Consider the following 19,051-nt stretch of genomic DNA (forward strand, 5'->3'; position numbering starts at 1 on the left):
GCTATTTTTGTGGATATTTTTGTTTTTTACAGAAAAGTAAGATATTACAAATCTATAAAAATATTATGTATATAATTTGAATCACTTTTTAAGTGATTATAGGATGACATTGTATAAGATACATGAATCGTTTGTCATAAGAAACAACATATTATATTGTAATTACTTCTATAGTCCTTCATGTTACAGTACCAACTCAGTTACCGAAGAAGGTTTTACAAAAGGTACACATACCTTAGAAGCAAAAAAATAATGGAAGTGGTTATTAGAAAAGCACTGTAACCGTATCTGGAGGTTTATATTATTGGACTTACATAAACTATTAATAAAGAGCTAGGCTCCTTTTTCGATTTACGTAAAAATGGTATCCTGTATATTCCATATTGGACTCATTAGTATAAATATCTAATTAGAGAGGGATAGAATAGCGGTATAAATGGTCTGGCTGGCACCACTGCTCAACTTTTATAGAACCTTTTGTTTAGCGAAGTTTTACGCAATATGTATTATATTATCAACAATCTCCCTTGTCACCTTTTCTATTCCTTCTGATGTGTCAAAATATTTCAGATTAGCAACGTTTGATGGCAATTCCGAATTGTCAGTTGTGATTGGTAAAATTCTTTTCTGTAAAGATTTACTTAGTTCAATTACTTTTTTCAGGTTTTTACTTTTGTAATAATCTTTTGAAAGTAAGATAATGACAATATCAACATTTTTAATAATCTCTTTTATCTGCTTTTGTATGTCGAATCCAATTTCAATTTCTTCATCTTCTTTAATAACCCTTACATGTTTGTCATTCAGTAAATTCGCAATCTTATCCGCAATCTCCTTATCATTGTATGAGTACGCTATAAAAACAGTAGAACTGGGCTTTTTCTTTCTAAGTATTACGAATAAAATAGAAAGAGCCATACCGACTCCACTACCTATAACTCCAATGACAACTTGAGAATATTTAATATCAGTCTCTGCTTTAGAATTTGTAATGAAAACCCCAATTATTGAAACAGCCAAAGCAATAAATGATATGATATTTTCTATTTTTCCATTTTTCATTAGTCAATATAATTTACGATGAACAAAAGTGCCGCTAAACCAATTATATCTGGAACTATAACTCCACAAACCATTGTCAATTCCCTGTTCTGATTTTGCACCCAACCATATTTTCTTACGAGTGTTGATAATGCCCAAAGTCCTAAGGTAAAAAAGAATAGTAACCAAGGAACAAATTCTAATTTTTTTTTGTGAACCTCAATCTGCGGTGAAATATTTAAGTGTATGTCAACAGCTATTTTTGAAGCGTAAGAAACTAAAAGTATCAGGGCTGTCACTGTAAGGTCAAAGCCTATAGCAAAGTCGTCCTTTGTCGCTTCCATGAAAGTATCTTTTCTACTAACAACTTTGACTGCAATAGTCAGAAAAACGGATATTAATGGTATTGCAAAATCTTTAAAATAAGAATTGGCTAATAGTTCATTCATTTTATATCTCTGAGTGTGATTTCGGGTTATCAAATTAGAATGACGCTTATAATAAGTTTAATTTTCGTTTAGTATTCTTTTGGTTTGTCTAACCAAATTAACCAAAGTGTCTTCCTTTTCTGTATAATCCATTTTTATCAATGGTTTTGAAGGTGGATTCATTGCTTGATATTGATTTAGCTCCGAAAACGCCTCAAATAAACATGGTTTAAGAATTACTATTAAAATTACAGCACCATTTTCTTCTGCTGCCTTTAGCAATGGTGGTAGTTCGTCCGATGCTATAAAGTCTGATCCTAAAAAATCCGTACTTACTAAAAGTATAGCAACCTTTGTTTCACTAATTGCCTTACGAATTTCATCCTTCCACTTTTGCCCAGGTTGAATTTTAGTATCATCCCAAAAATCAATTTGACGTAGAAATGGTTTGAAGTGTCGTTGAATATCCGTTAAAAATTCTTTATCTAAATGACTGTAGCTTACGAAAACTTTATTTCTGACTTGCGCTGGATTTGTCTTGAAAAGCTGGTGAGCAACAATAGGTAGTGTGCTTAATTCTTGTCGGGTGTAAAACAATAGTTTTTCAGAACCGATTTCATATTGACAGTTCGGATCTGGTTGTCCACCATGAGCTTTTTTTCTATGGTCTAACAGTTGATCATTGATACAAATTTGTATTTCGTCTAAGAAAACTGCTTTAAATTCGTCAGAGTAAAAGTCGTAAAGCCTGTTTTTAATTTCATGAAATTGTTTTATCGGTTCACGGTGTCCACTACCTATATGCCAGTTAAAAAACTGTTTTGCTTCCTGTCTTATTATTTTTTCGTCTTGCATGGTCGGGGGCTTTCTGCTTAATAAATGTTTCAAGTTAGCACTTCGGTTTTAATATTACCGCTAACTAGTCTTTCTTCGCAATATAATTAAATTTCATGGTGTATATAAAACCATTATAAAATATAAATGAATGTTTGAATTTTATTAACCAAAGTCAATCAAGAATAGAATACTAGGTTGGATTACAATAAAAAAAACGGAAGCCTACATCACATAGACTCCCGTTTCAATCAATAAACAAGCAAATACTCTGGTGATAAACTATACTTCATAATCTCCTCAGGAGTCCCTTCATTTTGATAATGCGTATAAACTATTCTACCATCCTTTAAGAAACCCACTGCATAGTTTCCTAATGCTGTTTTCCCTCCTTTTCTGAGGTAAATGTATTCCCCTCTCTCTGACCAATAGTCATAAAACTTACTTGTATCTACTAGATCTTGGTTTGCTTCTGAACCATTGTTTTGTGTGTTGCTAGAACCTGTATTGTTGGAGCTGTTACCAGTATTGTTATTGGTTATGCTACCTCTTGAATTTTGGGTGGTTTCTGAATCATCTAGCTGGTTGCTGGCTGTTGAACTAGAGCTATTCTTAGGCGTTTTGCCTAGAAAATAAGCAACTATTATTGCCGCTATTATGGTGACAATTATTATAAGCTTTTTCATAGATTATTGATTGGTTCTAACAAGTTTGAATGTTAGAAAGGCGAGAAAAATAGCACTTATAGAGATAAGTAAGACTCGAATTGTTTTCCCTTGTTGGACAGTTACACTTGATGCGTAAGCGGAATCTTTACCATATTTTTCTGAATCTGTTTCTAATTGAGTTCTATTGGTTTTACCTGTTTCGGTGACTTGGAAAACACTTTTTACTGCATTGCCTAGCGATGATATGCCAGAATTTATGATCTTTCCAATATCTGCGATGTTTGCCATATTATTTCCTTTTGAATAGTGATACGCTTAAAACTGTGATTCCTATGGCAAAAGCGATGAGGAGATACGTTGTAAGCTTTTTGTTTTGTTCGACTTCTTTTTGATAGGCAATCCCATCATATTTTGTTCCCTGTATGGATAAATCGGTAGTGTTGTCTTGTGACTGACTACCAAACAGACCTCCTACAAGGTTGCCGACTGTGCCAATTATGTCATTCATATTTATAGGTTTAGTGCTTTAGAAATTTTGATAGCAAAATATACCCATTTCTCTGGTGTGAAGTTGGCAGCTCTATACCATTTTGCTATCAATTTTATGATGTCGACTCAGTGTTGGGGTTCTGCTCCTGAAAAACCCGGTGAAATTTTGCTATCATTTTTTCATCTCGAGCGCTGATATCGCAATTCCCGGTTTTAAATTTTGCTATCAAAATTTCCATCCCCATGTTACAGACTTGTTTCCTAAATAGAACAGAGCTGCACCTAACAGTGGCGCTCTAACTTTGAGCCAAATGATTTGAAACTTTTGGTTCTTGATGGTTTTGGTATCTAGCTTTATGATTTTCGAATAGTCACGAGCGTTCTGGTCAGCTAGTTCGAATGATTGGGTGGCAGCATCTATGGCTGGTTCAATAACTGTTTGATTGTTGCGAATGAGGGCATTGTATCGAACCAGTAGAGAATCATATCGCATACGGTCGGCCACGATATTTCGTAGCTGTAATGGCGTTATCAGATAGTACTTATTTGTAAACCGTGATTGGCTTAGGCTGTCCGTATTGGTCTGTGAATAGAGCTTCAATGGTAGAATCAGGCAGAGCAAGGATATACACATTGATATTGCGTTCGTCTTCATGGTGCTTTTCTTGGATTTGTTCTTGGGTAGAAAGTCCGTTTTTGAATGCTTCGTAGGCAATCTTTTGGAGTGTGGTCCTTTGTTGCTCTCGATGGGCAATTCTCTCATTGATTTCTATTTTCTGTCCTTCGGCTTTGGCTACTTGGGTGTCTTTCTGATAATAAAAATATCCCACTGCAATGAGTAGGCATACAAACAAAAGAGCTCCGCCCTGTAGAAGGCGTACCTTCCAGAGCGGGAGCTTGATGGGGAGATAGAGTTGACTAAACACCTATTCGGTTACTTTAGTCTTTATGGTTACTAATTCCCCATTTTGATACTTCTCAATCTTTTCATATTCAAGTCCAAGAGCGGTCAAAAGAATCTCCATTACCAACTTTTCAGTCGTGTACCATTCATTAAATTCAGCTTCTGTGAAGGAATATTGTTTGCTGGTTTGGAAAATACCATTGGCATCAGGGTACTTCTTGGCATCTGCAATTCTGGACAAGTCAATCTTTTCATTGTATGAAATAGAGATATTTTGTCTGGTTTCCGAGATATTATCGGCAATAATTTCAATTTGTGAAACGCCTTTTTTATTAGGCGAAAGTGTTGCTAAAAACATAGATTTTAAGAGGTTATAAATTAATTAAATGAGTTTACAAAAACGACTCTGTTACCTTCAAGCGTCAGGTAACCACTTGGCGCACTGGACTTCGAATATGAAGGTGTCATGTTAAGACGAAGATTATTGGTTGATATAGCATCAGAGCCGATAACTTCGGAACTAATGTTATGAATATAGCTCATACCTTCCATCACACATCCATGTTTAGAATTGAACCAATAGTTCGTAGAAACTACATTTCCATTGAATTCAAAGGGTTTATCGGCAATATCATTCCAATTATGATTATGAGGACTTGGGTTAAACTCGGTAGGTTTACCATAGATGCTTTCCCAACTGTGTGAATGACCCCAGTCTGCTTTTCCGTCTATTTTACTTTTCACTAAGGCTACGGAGGCTGGATTAGTACACCAATTAGCCCATCTGGAATCGTCGTTGACTACATCCACATGGTATCGCACAGTGTTCCCATCCACCTGAATGACATTGTAAGCGCCAGAGGAGAAATTAATTACGCTATACATACCCTTATCAGCGGCATTCTCTTGCAAAAGGACTGAAAAACTTGGTTTACCATAAATCGAATCCCAATGGTGTGAATGCCCCCAGTCAGCCTTTCCGTCGATTTTACCTTTGACAAAGCTGGTTGAAATGGGCGAAATCGTGGTATTATTGTATCGAGCGTCATCATTAACAACATCTACATTGAAGCGTACTTGATTGCCCGATACAGAGGCTCCTATAAAAGCTCCATCACAAAAGTTAATATTACCATTATTTCCAGATTTTACAGATCCATTCTCCTCCAAGCTTATACCTGATATTTTGCTGTTCCAGTACGATATCTGACTATCCGATACAAACCTTCTGTTGGCATTTGGGTTCACCCAATCTGCTCCAAATGAAGTCTTGACCAAGTTACCATTCACATCTGCCACCACAGGAACAGAGTTTAAACCATCTGCAAATTCTGTGATTCTGATTGTTTTGCTTAGGATACGTCCAGCACGGGTATCGAATACAATGCGAGCGGTATTGTCTATACTAGCCTTAAAGCCAATACCCCACCAACTAGCGATTTCCAAATTGTATCCTGTGGTAGTAGCATTGTCCGCAGTTCCATAGCCAATGTATTCGCTTGTACCAAAACTTATCTTTGCGCCATACGCCATATTCCCACCTGTTAACGGCAAATAAGAATCTAATTCAGCTCTATCCACTTTGCCGTTCCAATAACTTACTTGGGTGTCAGAGACAAATCTTCTGTTGGCATTAGTAGTCAAATTATTGACATCGGTAAAAAACTGGCATGATATCCATCAAGTAAATCCGCATTCATGCCAGAACCACTGCCGTGATTCATTTGTGTCCATACCTTGAAGTGCTGGTCATCATAAGCCGTGTTATTATCGTTTCTGACATAGAGATGTCCTTGCTTCTCATATAGTTGTACGGCTGACACACCGGGCGTATGAAAAGCAAGCGCTGGAGGCTTGGCAACATTGGAGGTATTAATACAAAGTTTAGCTTCCTCCAAACGAGTTCCACCCTGTGCAAGAATATCAAGCTTTCCAGAGATTATCCCTCCAACTAAAGGCAAATAAGCGCCCAACTCCGAACGCTCAACCTTGGCATTCCAAGCAGTAACTTGACTATCAGTAACAAATCTTCTGTTGGCGTATGTATTAACCCAATCAGAACTAAAAGAGGTTTTGACAAGGTTTCCATTTGCATCCGCCACGACTGGAACCGCATTTAGCCCATCTGCAAAGTCCGTAATTCTCACGGTTTTGGTAATGACACGACCCGCACGGGTATCGAATACGATACGAGCAGTATTATCATAACTAGACTTTAAGCCAATGCCCCACCAACTTGCAAGCTCCAAGTTATAGCCTGTAGTTGTTGCATTATCCGCAGTACCATAGCCAATGTATTCGCTTGTCCCAAAGCTAATTTTTGCTCCATAAGTCATATTACCTCCTGTTAAGGGAAGATAAGAGGCCAGCTCAGTTCGTTCTACTTTATTTGTCCATTGGCTAATTTGACTATCAGAAACAAAACGTTTGCTACTCGTCGTAATCAAATTGTTGACATCTGTAAAGTAAGCTGCGTGAAAACCATCGAGTAAGTCAGCGTTCATTCCTGAACCACTACCATGATTGAGCTGAGTCCAAATTCGATTATGAATATTAGCTCCAGCTTCACTGTAATCTGACCGAACGAATAAATCGAAGTTTTTCTGATAAATCGTAATAGCAGAATTACCCGGTGAATGTAAAGTTAGTGAAGGGTGTTTTGTACTGTCTGTCGTGACCACCACTAACTTAGAATCTGACCAGTGTGTACCACCAAGTCCTTGGATTTCAAGCTTCCCTGTCAAATATCCACCCGTTAAGGGCAAATACGCACCTAATTCAGCTCTATCTACTTTTCCGTTCCAATAGCTTACTTGGGTATCTGTGACAAATCGTCGATTGCTATTGGTATTGACCCAATCAGCCCCAAAGGAGGTTTTAACTAAGTTTCCATTGACATCTGCCACGACTGGAACTGAGTTTAAACCATCCGCAAAATCAGAGATTCTTAGCGCTTTAGTCAAAATACGTCCAGCTCGTGTGTCCATTACGATACGAGTGGTGTTGTCATTCGTTGATTTGAACCCAATACCCCACCAGCTCGCAATTTCTATATTATAGCCTGTAGTCGTAGCATTGTCAGCATTCCCGTACCCCACATAACAGTTGGCGTCAAAGCTAATTTTTGCGCCATACGCCATATTTCCTCCTGTCAAGGGCAGATAGGAGGACAACTCTGTTCTGTCAACCTTTCCATTCCAGTAATTTACTTGGGTGTCAGAGACAAGTCTTCTGTTGGCATTTGTGTTTAAATTATTGACATCGGTAAAAAAGCTGGCATGGTATCCATCAAGTAAATCCGCATTCAATCCTGAACCAATGCCATGATTTTTCTGACTCCAAAGTACATTATCACTGGTACTGCCAAAGTCACGAATATATAAATTTCCAGTTTTTTCATACAACACCACAGAAGACACGGTAGGAGTATGAAAAACAATAGCAGGTGGACGATTGATATTTGTAGTTGTTATTGCCAGTTTGGTTTGGTCAATAGAGGTATTACCATTCGTTAAATCAGCCCCTTCACTAAACACTTCTAAACGTCCTGTAACTCTTCCACCCGTTAAGGGCAAATAGGCACCTAGTTCTATACGATCAACCTTACCATTCCAATAGGTTATTTGATTGTCTGTGACAAATCTTCGATTGGTATTCGTGGTGAGATTATTAACATCTATGAAATAAGCAGCATGATAGCCGTCGAGTAAATCGGCATTCATTCCTGATCCAATTCCATGATTAATCTCTGTCCAGACTTTCTTGTGAACATTAGCGGCTGTCTCAGAGTAATCATTTCTTACATGAAGTCCTCCATCTTTTTCATACAAAGTCACCACTGAAGTTCCAATTCGATGAAAGCTCATCGAAGGAGCTTTGGTAGCATCAGCTGTAATGATATTGAATTTTGACTCTGACCAATGTGTACCACCTCCTGCATTGATTTCTAGTCGTCCACTTAGGCTACCTCCTGAAAGTGGCAAATAAGCGCCTAATTCAGAACGTTCAACCTTGTCATTCCAAGTGGCAATTTGTGTATCTGTGACAAATCGTCGATTCCCATTGGTATTGACCCAATCAGCACTGAAGGCCGTTTTCGCTAGGTTGCCACTGGCATCTGCCACCACTGGAACAGCGTTTACACCGTCTGCAAAATCTGTAATTCTAACTGTTTTGGTGATGATACGACCAGCACGAGTGTCGAATACGATGCGAGCGATATTGTCTATGCTAGCCTTAAAGCCTATACCCCACCAACTAGCGATTTCTAAATTATAGCCTGTAGTTGTAGCATTGTCGGCATTACCATAGCCAATGTATTCGCTTGTTCCAAAGCTAATTTTAGCACCATAAGCCATATTCCCACCTGTCAATGGAAGATATGAAGCAAGTTCTGTTCTTTCTACCTTATTAGTCCATTGGCTAATCTGGCTATCTGACACAAAACGTTTGCCACTGGTCGTAATCAAATTATTGACGTCCGTAAAATAGGCTGCATGAAAACCATCGAGTAAATCAGCATTCATGCCTGAGCCTATGCCATGATTGAGCTGAGTCCAAATACGATTATGAGTCGTAGCAGCTGCTTCACTATAATCTGACCGAATGAATAAATCGAAGTTTTTCTGATAAATCGTAACAGCAGAATTACCCGGTGAATGCAAGGTGATTGAAGGGTGTTTGGTATTGTCTGTTGTGACAACGGCTAACTTTGAATCAGACCAATGCGTACCACCAAGCCCTTGAATTTCAAGTTTCCCTGTTAAATACCCCCCCGTTAAAGGCAAATAGGCGCCTAATTCAGCTCTATCTACTTTGCTATTCCAATAACTTATTTGTGTATCAGAGACAAATCTTCTGCTGGCATTAGTATTCAAATTATTGACATCGGTAAAAAAACTAGCATGATATCCATCAAGTAAATCCGCATTCAATCCAGAACCAATACCGTGGTTCATTTGTGTCCATACCTTGAAGTGCTGGTCATCATAGGCCGTGTTATTATCGTTTCTGACATATAGGTGTCCTTGCTTCTCATACAGTTGTACGGCTGATACACCGGGTGTATGAAAGGCGAGAGCTGGAGGCTTGGCAACATTGGAGGTATTAATACAAAGTTTGGCTTCCTCCAAACGAGTTCCACCTTGAGCAAGAATATCAAGCTTTCCAGAGATTATCCCTCCAACGAGAGGCAAATAAGCTCCTAACTCCGAACGCTCAACCTTGGCATTCCAAGCTGTAACTTGACTATCGGTAACAAATCGTCTGTTGGCGTTAGTATTGACCCAATCAGCACCAAAGGATGTTTTAACGAGGTTTCCGTTTGCATCAGAGACAACGGGTACAGAATTTAGACCATCAGCAAAGTCAGAAACTTTAAGAGCTTTACTGAGAATACGCCCCGCACGGGTATCGAAAACTATACGAGTAATATTATCTACGGTGGCTTTAAAGCCAATGCCCCACCAACTGGCAATTTCTAAATTATAGCCTGTAGTGGTGGCATTGTCTGCGTTTCCATACCCGATGTATGAGTTTGGGTCAAAGCTAATTCGTGCGCCATACGCCATATTTCCACCAGTTAGGGGGAGATAGGCAGAGAGTTCTGAACGTTCAACTTTAGCATTCCAATAATTGATTTGTGTATCTGTCACAAAGCGTTTATTGGAATCATCTGAGATAACTGAAGTCGTAAGAAATCGGAATGAATAGCCAGCATCATCCTTTAGCAGTGCCATATTAGTTGACCCTCCCTCTGGAACAAGATTGACATTCAATTCAGCAAGACTGCCGTTAGCGTTCTTTATTACGACTTTTTTCTTCATTAATTTAACGAGCTAGTGATAATTGGTTCTGAAATCTCTAATACCATTTGAGTGGGTGCTAATGCCTTCCCGATTTTCTGAGAGAGCTTATTAGCAACATTATCGGGTGGAATGGTTGTCACATCACCACCAGTTCCCAAAAAGTAATTAGAGCCTTTGGTGAATGCTGCCCCTGCAATGGTAAACTTTCCACCTGTCAACACAGACATTTGAGCGTTGTTAACACCGACAGTTACGGCAATGCCAATGGCATCTTTTGCCAAAGAGCCATTGTCTGCCAGTACAAAACCAGTAGCTGTGAGCGCTACGATTTTTCCAACAGCAATACCGCCTGTTTCCACACAGTTGTCTTTTACTAAGAATCCTTTCATCCAGTCTGGAATCACAGATTCATCGACAATCCCATTATCATTTAAGAGTAGGAAACGTCCTGCATTAGCGGCTGTACCGTCGCTGGTATCAGTCGCCACACTGACTTGCATCTTACCGTCAGTGGTTTTAATTAGAGCTTGCTTTTTTGTAGCCATGTTTGTTTAGGTGATTATTTGATTTATGATAGAAACTGAGAAATCAATATTGAGCTTTTCATGGGTGATCGACAAACCCACACTTTGGGTTACTCCACCTTCGAGAGCGCCATTCGGAGCATTAGGAATCAGTTGTCCAGCGGGACCAGCATAGTAATTCGTATTGACCATTAGTCCCCAATTGGCAATTTCAACAACTCCTTCGACTTGAATATGAAGTGTTTCGCCAGTTGGCGCATTGTCGAGGCTTATACCAGTGGCTTTGAGGTAGTTTTCCTCCAGACTTGGGTTGAAGTGATAGGCAAGACCATTCTTAACAGTGATTAGGCGACCTTTTACGATATATTCGCCCGCAATGACTTCTTGAAAATCCACTCCCTTGTAAACCGTGGTACTATAATGATTCGAGACATCGCCACTTGGTTCTTTGGTAGTATTTTCTTCTAAATCCTTTATCTTTTCGGATAGGTTTTGAATGGCAAGACGTTCCTTTGCCAGCAGATCAAGTAAATAATCAGTGTCTTTGTCTATTTTCGCATTTGAAGCAGCTAGCTCTTTTTGAGCTTTCTGAGTGAAAAACAAACCTATCTTATCCCAGAAAAACCATAATGCTGCTACTACAATCACTGCAATGCCCCAAGTAGGATATTTTTGTTGTTTCATAACTTCAAGAAAGCCTTGACCGAAATTCGACCAAGGCTATTTTCTGGGTTTAGAGGTAGTTACTTGTTGTAGACTTTCTTGGAAGCTACTTTTAGCGATTTACCCCATGTGGGCATGGGCTTTCCTGCTTTGCCAGCTTCGTAGATACTTTTCACAGCTTCCAGATTGACTTGTTTTACTTTCTTTTGGGCTTCTTTTTGTGCAGGAGAAAAGCTTCTTTTAGGCTTCTCCTCTGACTTCTTTTGGGTCTTTTTCATAGGTTATTAAGAGGTTTTTTTACGAATAAAGAGGTATGCAACTATACTCAATAAAACTACCGCACTTGGTATAATCCAAGCTAGTGGGTTATTCTTGGTTTCACTGGCCACACTTGAACCTGTGAGCTTTCGTATCAGGAGCTTTCCTTTGGTTTTGACTGCTTGCCAGTATTCTCCTTGTACGCTGAGCCAGCTAATGTATCCACCTTCGTACAATTCACGAGGTCTTTTCAAAAGGCCTAGAAAATCATATTTGATGTTCTCGACATGAACCTTGTTGAACCAGTCGGGAGTAATGAAATTGGATACCTCAATACCATCAATCAGATAGCCTTTTCCGTCAGTGGCATCAGCGACTTCCTCTACATAGAGCGGGTCATCTTCATTTTCCTTAAACCCTGTGGTTTTTCGAAACTTCTTGAGGTAAGGATTATGAACTATTTCCAGAATCTCATGTGAAAGAACATAACTGACTTTGCTAGAATATCTAACCTTACCAAATGGAATTCCATCGTCGCCAACGCCATGAAAACCACCAAGGTCTTCGCCAATGTCATATTCGATGGTCACAGGGAAATAGCCCACAGGAATCATCGAAGAACTACTAAAAACCGTAGCTTGCGCTTCAATTGCCCAATAAGGCGCAAAATGTAGCGACAATTGCTTATTGATAGCTGCTACGATTTTTCGTAGTTGCTCAGGGTCTATTTCCTTTACTTTCGAAACTACTCCAAGTCTAATCATCCCTCTTTTTGAAATAGATAAAAATGGTAGTGCCTATGCCCACAATCGCTAAACCAACTATCCAAAGAATGTTTTGACCCGTTCGCTGCAATTGCTGTTGCTGGACATTGGGGTCAGGTTGTTGGTTGTTGAGATTAGAATCTTGATTTATGGCATTTGGAAAATACTGGTAAAAAGTAATCCTACACCTGCCAACACTCCGCCCCAATTGGTATTGGTTTCCTTCTGAGCTATGACATTGCCTTGGTTATCTTTTACCTGCAAAGTTGTGCCATTGGCTGAAACAGGATTTGGTGTTTTTCCTGTAAAAATACCTTTAATCCCACCCCAAATATTGGATATAGCTTGTCCGACCTTGGTTTTGCCGTTTTTATCCGTATTTGTCTGGTTTGAACTAGGAGTTTTGGAAGTATCCAAACCCTGTGAAGTGTCCGTTGCTGTCTTTTTCATGAGTCTTCTTTTTTACGAGTGACAATTGCCCAAATCGTGACACCAATCAACACCACGCCAGCAATGATACCAAGGATTAAGCCTGTTTTGGAACCTCCATTGTTTGAATCTGAACCAGATCCACTTCCTGTTACACTCGTTGGCGCTTTAGAGAGCTTTTCTTTTAGGGTTTTGGTATCCACATTGCCCGATTGTCCTTGCTCAGCGAGTTGGGTTAGTTCGTCTTGGTCATTGGATACATCAGACAGTCGTACCCAGACTAAAGCTGGAACAGGGAAGTCATCTCCAGACCCTGTGTAACCACGAATCTCGACGGCTACTTGGACGTAGGCAACGCCACCTAAATACTTGGTCTTACCAGCAAACACGCCCACCACATCCCCAAATTCAAACTCCACTAAGAGCTTGCGTTGTGGTGGATGAGTTGAGCCACCAATGAATAATTGCATGGGAACGGTATCGGGGTCACTTTCTGCCAAGAACTTTAATTCATTGCCAATGGGACTGTCGTCATATTGTTGATAGCCTGTCGCAAAATCAACCAGACCGATGACTTGCCCAACGCCCGGTATTAAGTAGGTCAGAAAGTTTCGATTGCTCGTGGTGTCTACCCAAGGGTTGTATTTTCGTTCTTCCTTCTTTCCTGCAAAGGCTGTGAATCGTAAGCTTTTGGCATAAAGGATATCACCTTGTTTCATTTCGTATAGGTTTAGCGGTTATTCGTATTTATTGATTTTTCGAAGTTCTTTTTCCTTACGAAGCTGGATAAAGTTGAGCATCATACCTGACACATAGAAACCAGCGATACATAAGCCAACAAAGAAGCTTCCGAGTTTTAAGAGTTTGTTAAACATCGTTTCAAGGGTATATTCGTGGATAGAGTTTTTGAATCATTAACCGCAAATCATTAGGTGAAACACTCTCAGGGTCATGATTGGGTAGCGGCACACCTGATTTACAAAGTGCAACATAGCAGAGGTCAGCACAACAAAAACCATCTTGACTCAGCCCTATTGGATATAGCATACTTCCCAAGACCCCACCCCAATTATAGGGTTTACCTACCTTTCGTGCTACGTATTTTCGTGTCTCGGCTTCGTAGTACCACGGAATTTCGTAGAACTCCCAATAAAACGGGTTTCGAGTTTTGTCTTCCTCAAAGATGTTTACACCTGTAAACTGATTCGATGAACCGACCTTACCATCTGAGAAAACCAGCTCGCAATGAATAAATTCACTTCTTAAAAGAGCCTTCATCACCTGATTCTGTAGGTTGTTCTTTTCGTGTTGATAGTGCTTAAAAGCAATCATGAATTTTCTCATCCTGCAACGACCTCTTCTTCCTTAGGTGGTAGTTTGGGCTTGGCACTGGCATCCACGGCTTTGTAACCTAGATAGGATTCAAGACCTGCTTTGGTCATTTCCAGTTTTTCGTGCATCTCAGGAATAAACACTTTGATAATTTCGCAAACGAAAATACCCAAACCTGCAATCGTAGTTTTGGGATTATCTACCGCCACCTTGATAAAAGCTTTCAAGCCCGACACATCAGACTTTTGAGCATTTGTAGGATTCTGCTGAGCGACCATTTGCTGCATCACCAAGGTGTTTTGGTGTAGTGCTGCTAATATTTCATCCTCATACTTTGCCATAATGATTGTTAGTTATCGTCCTCATTGTCCTCTACTACCTTTCCAGATTTCATGTTCTCATGCTTGAGCTTCTCATTCTTGATTTTCCAATACACATAAATGGCGGATAAAAGAAAGAAGCCTGCTTGTGCCAAATCTGAAAAGTCATGAATGATAAAGCCCATGACTGGTATTTCTAAGAGCATATCGGAATCGGTATAGTATATGTTTCTAAAAACGTTTAAGTTCATTTGAAAACCTTGATGGTTTGTTTGAAAAAATCCTTGATGAGCGCTTTGACTGCTTGCCATGAATCAGGACGCACAATAAAGTAGCCTGTTGCCACAAAGAAGCAAATGCCTATGATCCACAACAAAGCCCTGCCAGTTTGGGAACTAATCGACCCTGTCGTTAGATTTGTTTTGTCGTAGCCGACTGGCAAGGCTTTGTTTAGGAATAGTTTCACTTCTGCCACTGTCACCACGCCATCTGCATTGTAATCAAGTGGGTTGCTATCATAAGCTGTTGTACCTCTTCGGTAGAGCACCGTATTGTCAGCTTTACCGAATGCGATGGGAAAATGTACCAGAAAATAGAGCTGATAAGCGTCTTTAGGCACACCTCTTTCCTTGATTCTTCGTTTGAGGTATTCTCTCACATAAGGTAGCTGCTGCACGTGGTTCATCTTGTAAAGTGCTGCGGTGCTTGTCCCTAGGTCTTTGGCAGTACTTTCCAAAAACTGAATCAATCCCGTAGCCGTCCCTTTAGGGTTTCGAGCCTGTGGATTGAGCCTTGATTCTGCCCACATGACAATCATGAGCCAATCAGGATTTTTGATACCTAGGTCTGAACAAATCGCCTTAACCGTATTCTCAAAGGCTGTCCGAAGGTTTGAGGGTATTTTTTCAATATAAACTAAGCTCATAACCAAACGGAATTTTGTCTTTGTATTCAGGTAGTTTCTTGTGGAGTTTTACGGCATTCTGAACAGACTTTTTAAAGAAGAATTTTACATCTAATACTTCCAGTTTGCCGTCTCTATCACCATAAACCGTATCTAGTACTTTATTGTATTGGTAGGCTTTTTCACGCTCGTAAGCAATAACATAGCCATCACCTTTACCAAGGGCAGCGGGATGGAAAATAGCTAGATACACATCATAGGCTGAGTTCATCTTCCCGATATAGGGTTTTAGATAAGGATACACTAGGTGTTCTAATTGCCATTCTCCAAACTTACCCCTGACTTGCCCTAATGAATAGCCCAAACGTCTTAGCGTACTTGGCAAGCATTGAATCAAGCCGAATGCTTCTGAGAGCTTATTTTCAGCTTGCGAGCTGTGCTTACTTTCCACCCAAATGACCATCATCAGCCATTCAGGCTTGATTTTAAGTCTTTGAGCTACTTCTCGAACTTTGGAGATATAGCCGTAAGGGTTTCGGTATGTGAGCCATTCAAAGGGTAGCATATATTAGTTGTTAATCCACTTTTTCAAAAAGATTGAGATAAGAATCAGGAGTGTACCAGCCCCTAGGGCAGTAGCTCCAAGTTTTAAGGAACTAGGCACATCAAATTGTACATTGATATTGGCTGTACCTAGATTGCCTAATAATCCACTTTGGTTGTTCATTAGTAGTTAAGTTTTAGGGCAATCATGCGCTGTTCCATTCGAGCTTGCTGGTCGCCATTCCATGAAAAGAGAATCTTCTTCCAGCTTGTGACTCTAGTCCAAAGGGTTGCCGCATCCTTTTTGCCGTATTTGGCATTATAGGTCTGAACAAGGAGATGGAATTGGTCATTAGTCAATGAAAGAGCTTTGATATAGGCATCTCTCAAATCATCACTATTGCCAAACCATGAGTCAAAGTAGGCATGGAATTCTTCTACCAATGGGTTAGGATTCCAGTCTTTGGGGAGTCCTGAACCAGAATTAGGGAGAGGCAGCTCCAAAAATGTTTCCTCTTTGGGCGTTGTCAATCGCTTATAGGCATAAAATGCAGCTGCTCCAAAGACCACGTACCAAAATACACTCGAAGAGGTGAGCTTGTTGACCACCTTGAGGAAAGTTCCCCATGCTAGGCTTAGTGCTTTCATTAATCACCTTTGAGTTTAAAGAGTTTTCCGATTAGTTTAATCGCTAAAAAGCCTGCTACTGCACCGATTGCACCTTTGATGATGACTTCCTTGACTGTATAGCCTTCGCCTGTGTTTACTTGGGTCACTACAACATCCTTGGTTTTTCCAGTGGTGGTATCTGTTTTGGTGACAGTCTTTTTCACAGGTTGATTGACGACTGGTTTGACGGTCGAACAATATTGGACAGCTACATAACCCACACCACCCATTGCCAAGTTGAACTTCAAAAAGCCATTGACGCTTTTACCATCGGACTGACCAATCAAATTACCTTTATTAACGGCTGATTTAATGGCTGAGGTTAAGGAAGCTCCCGTTCTGATTCTGACACTATCACCTGTGCAATAGTAGTTTTTCGTTCCAGAAACGACGGTTGGTGTTGAAATAGTGGTTAGGTCAGACAAAGGAACAATGGCGTTGGTACGATATTTCAGCATATACAAAATAGGTTTGTACAACTGCACTAAAGCTAGTTTAGTATCCTCATAGACATCTTGGATAATTCCCAATTGAAGCCCATTGTTCATCTTACCAATTACGCCACCAAAGTCAATCTTGCTTGGATTATCTTCATCCCAATCGGCAGTATCATACAACTTGACGTAACCGTATTTAGGGGATGTTGCCTTAACGGACATTCCTATACGGACATTTTTGATATCAATTGCCATTGTGTTTGATTTAAGACCAGACAGCCTATCAACATAGGCTGTCTAGGATGATTATATTAGTCTTCGTCCTCGTTGCTAAAAGACTTCCAAGCGAAGTAGGCAGCCAAAGCGGCTAAACCAGCCAACACATAGTTAAGCGGCTTTTTATAAAATGGAGTGGCGGCCTCTGGAGAACCTTCGGTAGATGCACTTACGGTAGAACCACCCAAGACTTCTTTGATGACGTCGGTAGCGTCTTTTGCGACAAACGGCGTATTGGCAATGGCGCCTTTACCATCTGCATACAAACCGATTTCCTTGTCGGCTGTCACATAAGCCATTCCTACGGTTTGCGTTTCTGGCAAGGCAAAAGGTTTCAAGGCTTTGGCATACTCTGCGATACCAGTTTCATTGAACCAACCCGAACCTTCCAGCTTAGATAGGTACATTGGTTCAAAGTTGCCACCGCTGCTATGTTTGGCAAAAAGGACTTTTTGTGAGTTGATTTCACAAAGCGCTAAAGTCCACGTACCTGATTCGCCGAATTTGAATGCGAAAATTACGTCACCTTGTTTGATTGCACCATGTGCATGGATATTGATAATAGATGCCATTTTCTTGAGTTAAGAGGTTTGGAGTTTAAAGGAAAATTGAAATTGATTGGGTTTAATTAAAGCCCTCGTAGGGGATTTTGCGAGCATCAAGAATGTTCTGAAGCTTTTTCGAGTAAGCCATCAATCTAATAACTAACTCATTTTCGATGGTTACTGGTGCTGGCTCAACATAACCTTCCGTTGGAAAATCCACTAAGTTTTGTTGGGTGTACTGCATGGGTGTTGTACCTGTTTTAAGACCCACTGCCACCAAGTCTGCATCCGAAGCTAACAAGGATGTGTGTTCTGAGTTAAACCCATTGAGAATACTCAATTTTGGGACAATGGTAGCATGAACAAAGTACTCTTTTCCTACTGGAATCAGCTTGTCAGGCGCATTACTGGCTTCAATACAGGCAAAGGTTAAACCCAAATGCCGAAAGATTTTGATGTTTCTGGTGATACCATCGTTGTAGTTGACACTAGCGATAATATCACCATTTTGATACTGTTTTGCGAAATTCATGTTGAATAGAGATAATATGAGAACCTGAAACGAAACAAAGAGGATTAACTCTTACTCAGCATAGTTTACTTCAATGTCTACCGAAATAGAAGCTAAAAGCGGTAAGATGATATGCTTGTCTAAAGTGATCTGCTCGTTGACATGATAGATAAAGTAATCACCACCTTCGTGTTTAGCTTCAATCACACGTGAGGTAGCTATACCTTTTCGAGAAGTAGTGTTTACTTCTAATTTTTGGCTCATTTGAGCGAGCTGGTTCAATTCAGACTTTACATTGACACGAATACTTTCAATGGTCGGCGGATACACGTAATCAAAATCCTGTACGTGGTCTAAGAGAATACCCTCTTCAGGTGTTGCCGTGATTTCGGAATCGTTATCGACTGCTTTGAACGTCCCATCGGTTACGTAGCGACCATTCAAAACATTGCCTAAGCGAAGACCAGGCATAAGGCAGACTTTGACATCTTTGTCACCGTTTTTGAGGTTGTACTTCACACTCTTAGACGGCGGTGTACTTTCCTGACTTGGGTTTAAATCAATAATGTTTGACATGATAAATAGGTTTTGTTGCTAGGTTGATTTTTCCTTGTTTGCAGCTACAAAGTTACTATGGCTTTTTAAGGCTTTGGTGGTAATATGGTGGTAGTAAGGAGTATTCGTGCCTACTACCACACAAGTTGA

Annotated in this window: 29 protein-coding genes; all 29 read right to left on the reverse strand. The window is 40.0% G+C overall.

The annotated features are described in order from the left end of the window. Positions 1 to 492: 492 nt before the first annotated feature. Positions 493 to 1,062: a toll/interleukin-1 receptor domain-containing protein gene (locus BWI92_RS02230; protein ID WP_095160492.1), complete on the reverse strand. Its 570-nt coding sequence runs from the start codon at positions 1,060 to 1,062 to the stop codon at positions 493 to 495. Further along, positions 1,062 to 1,490, reverse strand: a complete 429-nt coding sequence (locus BWI92_RS02235; RefSeq protein WP_095160493.1) for a hypothetical protein — start codon at positions 1,488 to 1,490, stop codon at positions 1,062 to 1,064. Before BWI92_RS02235 ends, BWI92_RS02230 begins: the two co-directional genes overlap by 1 nt. A gap of 57 nt (positions 1,491 to 1,547) precedes the next feature. Continuing rightward, positions 1,548 to 2,324: a toll/interleukin-1 receptor domain-containing protein gene (locus tag BWI92_RS02240; RefSeq protein WP_095160494.1), complete on the reverse strand. Its 777-nt coding sequence runs from the start codon at positions 2,322 to 2,324 to the stop codon at positions 1,548 to 1,550. 230 nt (positions 2,325 to 2,554) lie between these two features. Beyond that, positions 2,555 to 2,989 carry a hypothetical protein gene (locus BWI92_RS02245; RefSeq protein WP_095160495.1) on the reverse strand — a complete coding sequence of 145 codons (435 nt, stop codon included), beginning with the start codon at positions 2,987 to 2,989 and terminating at the stop codon, positions 2,555 to 2,557. A gap of 3 nt (positions 2,990 to 2,992) precedes the next feature. After that, the gene (locus BWI92_RS02250; protein ID WP_095160496.1) at positions 2,993 to 3,259 is read right to left on the reverse strand and encodes a hypothetical protein; all 267 of its coding nucleotides are present in this window, start codon (positions 3,257 to 3,259) and stop codon (positions 2,993 to 2,995) included. A gap of 1 nt (position 3,260) precedes the next feature. Beyond that, positions 3,261 to 3,479 (reverse strand): hypothetical protein, encoded by a 219-nt coding sequence (locus BWI92_RS02255; protein WP_095160497.1) that lies wholly within the window; start codon positions 3,477 to 3,479, stop codon positions 3,261 to 3,263. 207 nt (positions 3,480 to 3,686) lie between these two features. Further along, positions 3,687 to 3,953, reverse strand: coding sequence for a hypothetical protein (locus BWI92_RS02260; RefSeq protein ID WP_095160498.1), 267 nt, complete (start codon positions 3,951 to 3,953; stop codon positions 3,687 to 3,689). 49 nt (positions 3,954 to 4,002) lie between these two features. After that, positions 4,003 to 4,386 (reverse strand): hypothetical protein, encoded by a 384-nt coding sequence (locus BWI92_RS02265; protein WP_095160499.1) that lies wholly within the window; start codon positions 4,384 to 4,386, stop codon positions 4,003 to 4,005. Beyond that, positions 4,387 to 4,722: a hypothetical protein gene (locus BWI92_RS02270; RefSeq protein ID WP_095160500.1), complete on the reverse strand. Its 336-nt coding sequence runs from the start codon at positions 4,720 to 4,722 to the stop codon at positions 4,387 to 4,389. A 20-nt stretch (positions 4,723 to 4,742) separates the two neighbouring features. Continuing rightward, complete coding sequence (locus BWI92_RS02275) at positions 4,743 to 6,008, reverse strand: tail fiber protein (RefSeq protein ID WP_095160501.1); 1,266 nt, start codon at positions 6,006 to 6,008, stop codon at positions 4,743 to 4,745. Further along, on the reverse strand, positions 6,005 to 10,189 hold the full coding sequence (locus tag BWI92_RS02280) for a tail fiber protein (protein WP_095160502.1): 4,185 nt from the start codon (positions 10,187 to 10,189) through the stop codon (positions 6,005 to 6,007). Before BWI92_RS02280 ends, BWI92_RS02275 begins: the two co-directional genes overlap by 4 nt. Then, a complete protein-coding gene (locus BWI92_RS02285) occupies positions 10,189 to 10,716 on the reverse strand; it encodes a hypothetical protein (protein WP_095160503.1) in 528 nt (175 codons plus the stop codon). The genes BWI92_RS02280 and BWI92_RS02285 overlap by 1 nt, the downstream gene beginning before the upstream one ends. Before the next feature lie 6 nt (positions 10,717 to 10,722). After that, positions 10,723 to 11,379 carry a hypothetical protein gene (locus BWI92_RS02290; protein WP_095160504.1) on the reverse strand — a complete coding sequence of 219 codons (657 nt, stop codon included), beginning with the start codon at positions 11,377 to 11,379 and terminating at the stop codon, positions 10,723 to 10,725. A 59-nt stretch (positions 11,380 to 11,438) separates the two neighbouring features. Then, a complete protein-coding gene (locus tag BWI92_RS02295; RefSeq protein ID WP_095160505.1) occupies positions 11,439 to 11,636 on the reverse strand; it encodes a hypothetical protein in 198 nt (65 codons plus the stop codon). A gap of 6 nt (positions 11,637 to 11,642) precedes the next feature. After that, positions 11,643 to 12,380, reverse strand: coding sequence for a hypothetical protein (locus tag BWI92_RS02300; protein WP_095160506.1), 738 nt, complete (start codon positions 12,378 to 12,380; stop codon positions 11,643 to 11,645). 147 nt (positions 12,381 to 12,527) lie between these two features. Next, positions 12,528 to 12,830: a hypothetical protein gene (locus BWI92_RS02305; protein WP_095160507.1), complete on the reverse strand. Its 303-nt coding sequence runs from the start codon at positions 12,828 to 12,830 to the stop codon at positions 12,528 to 12,530. Then, a complete protein-coding gene (locus BWI92_RS02310) occupies positions 12,827 to 13,528 on the reverse strand; it encodes a hypothetical protein (protein ID WP_095160508.1) in 702 nt (233 codons plus the stop codon). The genes BWI92_RS02305 and BWI92_RS02310 overlap by 4 nt, the downstream gene beginning before the upstream one ends. Before the next feature lie 18 nt (positions 13,529 to 13,546). Beyond that, on the reverse strand, positions 13,547 to 13,684 hold the full coding sequence (locus BWI92_RS27175; RefSeq protein WP_166554030.1) for a hypothetical protein: 138 nt from the start codon (positions 13,682 to 13,684) through the stop codon (positions 13,547 to 13,549). Positions 13,685 to 13,688: 4 nt separating this feature from the next. Continuing rightward, the gene (locus tag BWI92_RS02315; protein ID WP_095160509.1) at positions 13,689 to 14,153 is read right to left on the reverse strand and encodes a hypothetical protein; all 465 of its coding nucleotides are present in this window, start codon (positions 14,151 to 14,153) and stop codon (positions 13,689 to 13,691) included. Next, a complete protein-coding gene (locus BWI92_RS02320) occupies positions 14,150 to 14,482 on the reverse strand; it encodes a hypothetical protein (protein ID WP_095160510.1) in 333 nt (110 codons plus the stop codon). The genes BWI92_RS02315 and BWI92_RS02320 overlap by 4 nt, the downstream gene beginning before the upstream one ends. An 8-nt stretch (positions 14,483 to 14,490) precedes the next feature. Next, positions 14,491 to 14,712, reverse strand: coding sequence for a hypothetical protein (locus tag BWI92_RS02325; RefSeq protein WP_095160511.1), 222 nt, complete (start codon positions 14,710 to 14,712; stop codon positions 14,491 to 14,493). Next, positions 14,709 to 15,386: a transglycosylase SLT domain-containing protein gene (locus BWI92_RS02330; protein ID WP_095160512.1), complete on the reverse strand. Its 678-nt coding sequence runs from the start codon at positions 15,384 to 15,386 to the stop codon at positions 14,709 to 14,711. Before BWI92_RS02330 ends, BWI92_RS02325 begins: the two co-directional genes overlap by 4 nt. Next, a complete protein-coding gene (locus tag BWI92_RS02335) occupies positions 15,367 to 15,930 on the reverse strand; it encodes a transglycosylase SLT domain-containing protein (protein WP_095160513.1) in 564 nt (187 codons plus the stop codon). The genes BWI92_RS02330 and BWI92_RS02335 overlap by 20 nt, the downstream gene beginning before the upstream one ends. A 3-nt stretch (positions 15,931 to 15,933) precedes the next feature. After that, complete coding sequence (locus tag BWI92_RS27180; protein WP_176464337.1) at positions 15,934 to 16,092, reverse strand: hypothetical protein; 159 nt, start codon at positions 16,090 to 16,092, stop codon at positions 15,934 to 15,936. Beyond that, on the reverse strand, positions 16,092 to 16,556 hold the full coding sequence (locus tag BWI92_RS02340) for a hypothetical protein (protein WP_095160514.1): 465 nt from the start codon (positions 16,554 to 16,556) through the stop codon (positions 16,092 to 16,094). The genes BWI92_RS27180 and BWI92_RS02340 overlap by 1 nt, the downstream gene beginning before the upstream one ends. Next, complete coding sequence (locus BWI92_RS02345; RefSeq protein ID WP_095160515.1) at positions 16,556 to 17,269, reverse strand: hypothetical protein; 714 nt, start codon at positions 17,267 to 17,269, stop codon at positions 16,556 to 16,558. Before BWI92_RS02345 ends, BWI92_RS02340 begins: the two co-directional genes overlap by 1 nt. Before the next feature lie 56 nt (positions 17,270 to 17,325). Then, positions 17,326 to 17,862, reverse strand: a complete 537-nt coding sequence (locus tag BWI92_RS02350) for a hypothetical protein (protein ID WP_095160516.1) — start codon at positions 17,860 to 17,862, stop codon at positions 17,326 to 17,328. A gap of 52 nt (positions 17,863 to 17,914) precedes the next feature. After that, on the reverse strand, positions 17,915 to 18,367 hold the full coding sequence (locus BWI92_RS02355) for a hypothetical protein (protein ID WP_095160517.1): 453 nt from the start codon (positions 18,365 to 18,367) through the stop codon (positions 17,915 to 17,917). Between the two features lie 51 nt (positions 18,368 to 18,418). Continuing rightward, positions 18,419 to 18,922, reverse strand: coding sequence for a hypothetical protein (locus BWI92_RS02360; protein WP_095160518.1), 504 nt, complete (start codon positions 18,920 to 18,922; stop codon positions 18,419 to 18,421). Between the last annotated feature and the right edge of the window lie 129 nt (positions 18,923 to 19,051).

Source organism: Flectobacillus sp. BAB-3569, from assembly GCF_002270355.1.
Lineage (GTDB): Bacteria > Bacteroidota > Bacteroidia > Cytophagales > Spirosomataceae > Flectobacillus > Flectobacillus roseus.

Bases quoted from the DNA above. Each gene is read 5' to 3' on its own strand.
- BWI92_RS02345 (WP_095160515.1), bottom strand. From the start codon at position 17,269: ATGGCAATTGATATCAAAAATGTCCGTATAGGAATGTCCGTTAAGGCA.
- BWI92_RS02355 (WP_095160517.1), bottom strand. From the start codon at position 18,367: ATGAATTTCGCAAAACAGTATCAAAATGGTGATATTATCGCTAGTGTC.
- BWI92_RS02235 (WP_095160493.1), bottom strand. From the start codon at position 1,490: ATGAATGAACTATTAGCCAATTCTTATTTTAAAGATTTTGCAATACCA.
- BWI92_RS02240 (WP_095160494.1), bottom strand. From the start codon at position 2,324: ATGCAAGACGAAAAAATAATAAGACAGGAAGCAAAACAGTTTTTTAAC.
- BWI92_RS02310 (WP_095160508.1), bottom strand. From the start codon at position 13,528: ATGAAACAAGGTGATATCCTTTATGCCAAAAGCTTACGATTCACAGCC.
- BWI92_RS02290 (WP_095160504.1), bottom strand. From the start codon at position 11,379: ATGAAACAACAAAAATATCCTACTTGGGGCATTGCAGTGATTGTAGTA.
- BWI92_RS02270 (WP_095160500.1), bottom strand. From the start codon at position 4,722: ATGTTTTTAGCAACACTTTCGCCTAATAAAAAAGGCGTTTCACAAATT.
- BWI92_RS02245 (WP_095160495.1), bottom strand. From the start codon at position 2,989: ATGAAAAAGCTTATAATAATTGTCACCATAATAGCGGCAATAATAGTT.
- BWI92_RS02350 (WP_095160516.1), bottom strand. From the start codon at position 17,862: ATGGCATCTATTATCAATATCCATGCACATGGTGCAATCAAACAAGGT.
- BWI92_RS02315 (WP_095160509.1), bottom strand. From the start codon at position 14,153: ATGAGAAAATTCATGATTGCTTTTAAGCACTATCAACACGAAAAGAAC.
- BWI92_RS02230 (WP_095160492.1), bottom strand. From the start codon at position 1,062: ATGAAAAATGGAAAAATAGAAAATATCATATCATTTATTGCTTTGGCT.
- BWI92_RS27180 (WP_176464337.1), bottom strand. From the start codon at position 16,092: ATGAACAACCAAAGTGGATTATTAGGCAATCTAGGTACAGCCAATATC.
- BWI92_RS02325 (WP_095160511.1), bottom strand. From the start codon at position 14,712: ATGAACTTAAACGTTTTTAGAAACATATACTATACCGATTCCGATATG.
- BWI92_RS02360 (WP_095160518.1), bottom strand. From the start codon at position 18,922: ATGTCAAACATTATTGATTTAAACCCAAGTCAGGAAAGTACACCGCCG.
- BWI92_RS02260 (WP_095160498.1), bottom strand. From the start codon at position 3,953: ATGCGATATGATTCTCTACTGGTTCGATACAATGCCCTCATTCGCAAC.
- BWI92_RS27175 (WP_166554030.1), bottom strand. From the start codon at position 13,684: ATGTTTAACAAACTCTTAAAACTCGGAAGCTTCTTTGTTGGCTTATGT.
- BWI92_RS02330 (WP_095160512.1), bottom strand. From the start codon at position 15,386: ATGAGCTTAGTTTATATTGAAAAAATACCCTCAAACCTTCGGACAGCC.
- BWI92_RS02285 (WP_095160503.1), bottom strand. From the start codon at position 10,716: ATGGCTACAAAAAAGCAAGCTCTAATTAAAACCACTGACGGTAAGATG.
- BWI92_RS02255 (WP_095160497.1), bottom strand. From the start codon at position 3,479: ATGAATGACATAATTGGCACAGTCGGCAACCTTGTAGGAGGTCTGTTT.
- BWI92_RS02320 (WP_095160510.1), bottom strand. From the start codon at position 14,482: ATGGCAAAGTATGAGGATGAAATATTAGCAGCACTACACCAAAACACC.
- BWI92_RS02335 (WP_095160513.1), bottom strand. From the start codon at position 15,930: ATGCTACCCTTTGAATGGCTCACATACCGAAACCCTTACGGCTATATC.
- BWI92_RS02300 (WP_095160506.1), bottom strand. From the start codon at position 12,380: ATGATTAGACTTGGAGTAGTTTCGAAAGTAAAGGAAATAGACCCTGAG.
- BWI92_RS02250 (WP_095160496.1), bottom strand. From the start codon at position 3,259: ATGGCAAACATCGCAGATATTGGAAAGATCATAAATTCTGGCATATCA.
- BWI92_RS02295 (WP_095160505.1), bottom strand. From the start codon at position 11,636: ATGAAAAAGACCCAAAAGAAGTCAGAGGAGAAGCCTAAAAGAAGCTTT.
- BWI92_RS02340 (WP_095160514.1), bottom strand. From the start codon at position 16,556: ATGAAAGCACTAAGCCTAGCATGGGGAACTTTCCTCAAGGTGGTCAAC.
- BWI92_RS02280 (WP_095160502.1), bottom strand. From the start codon at position 10,189: ATGAAGAAAAAAGTCGTAATAAAGAACGCTAACGGCAGTCTTGCTGAA.
- BWI92_RS02305 (WP_095160507.1), bottom strand. From the start codon at position 12,830: ATGAAAAAGACAGCAACGGACACTTCACAGGGTTTGGATACTTCCAAA.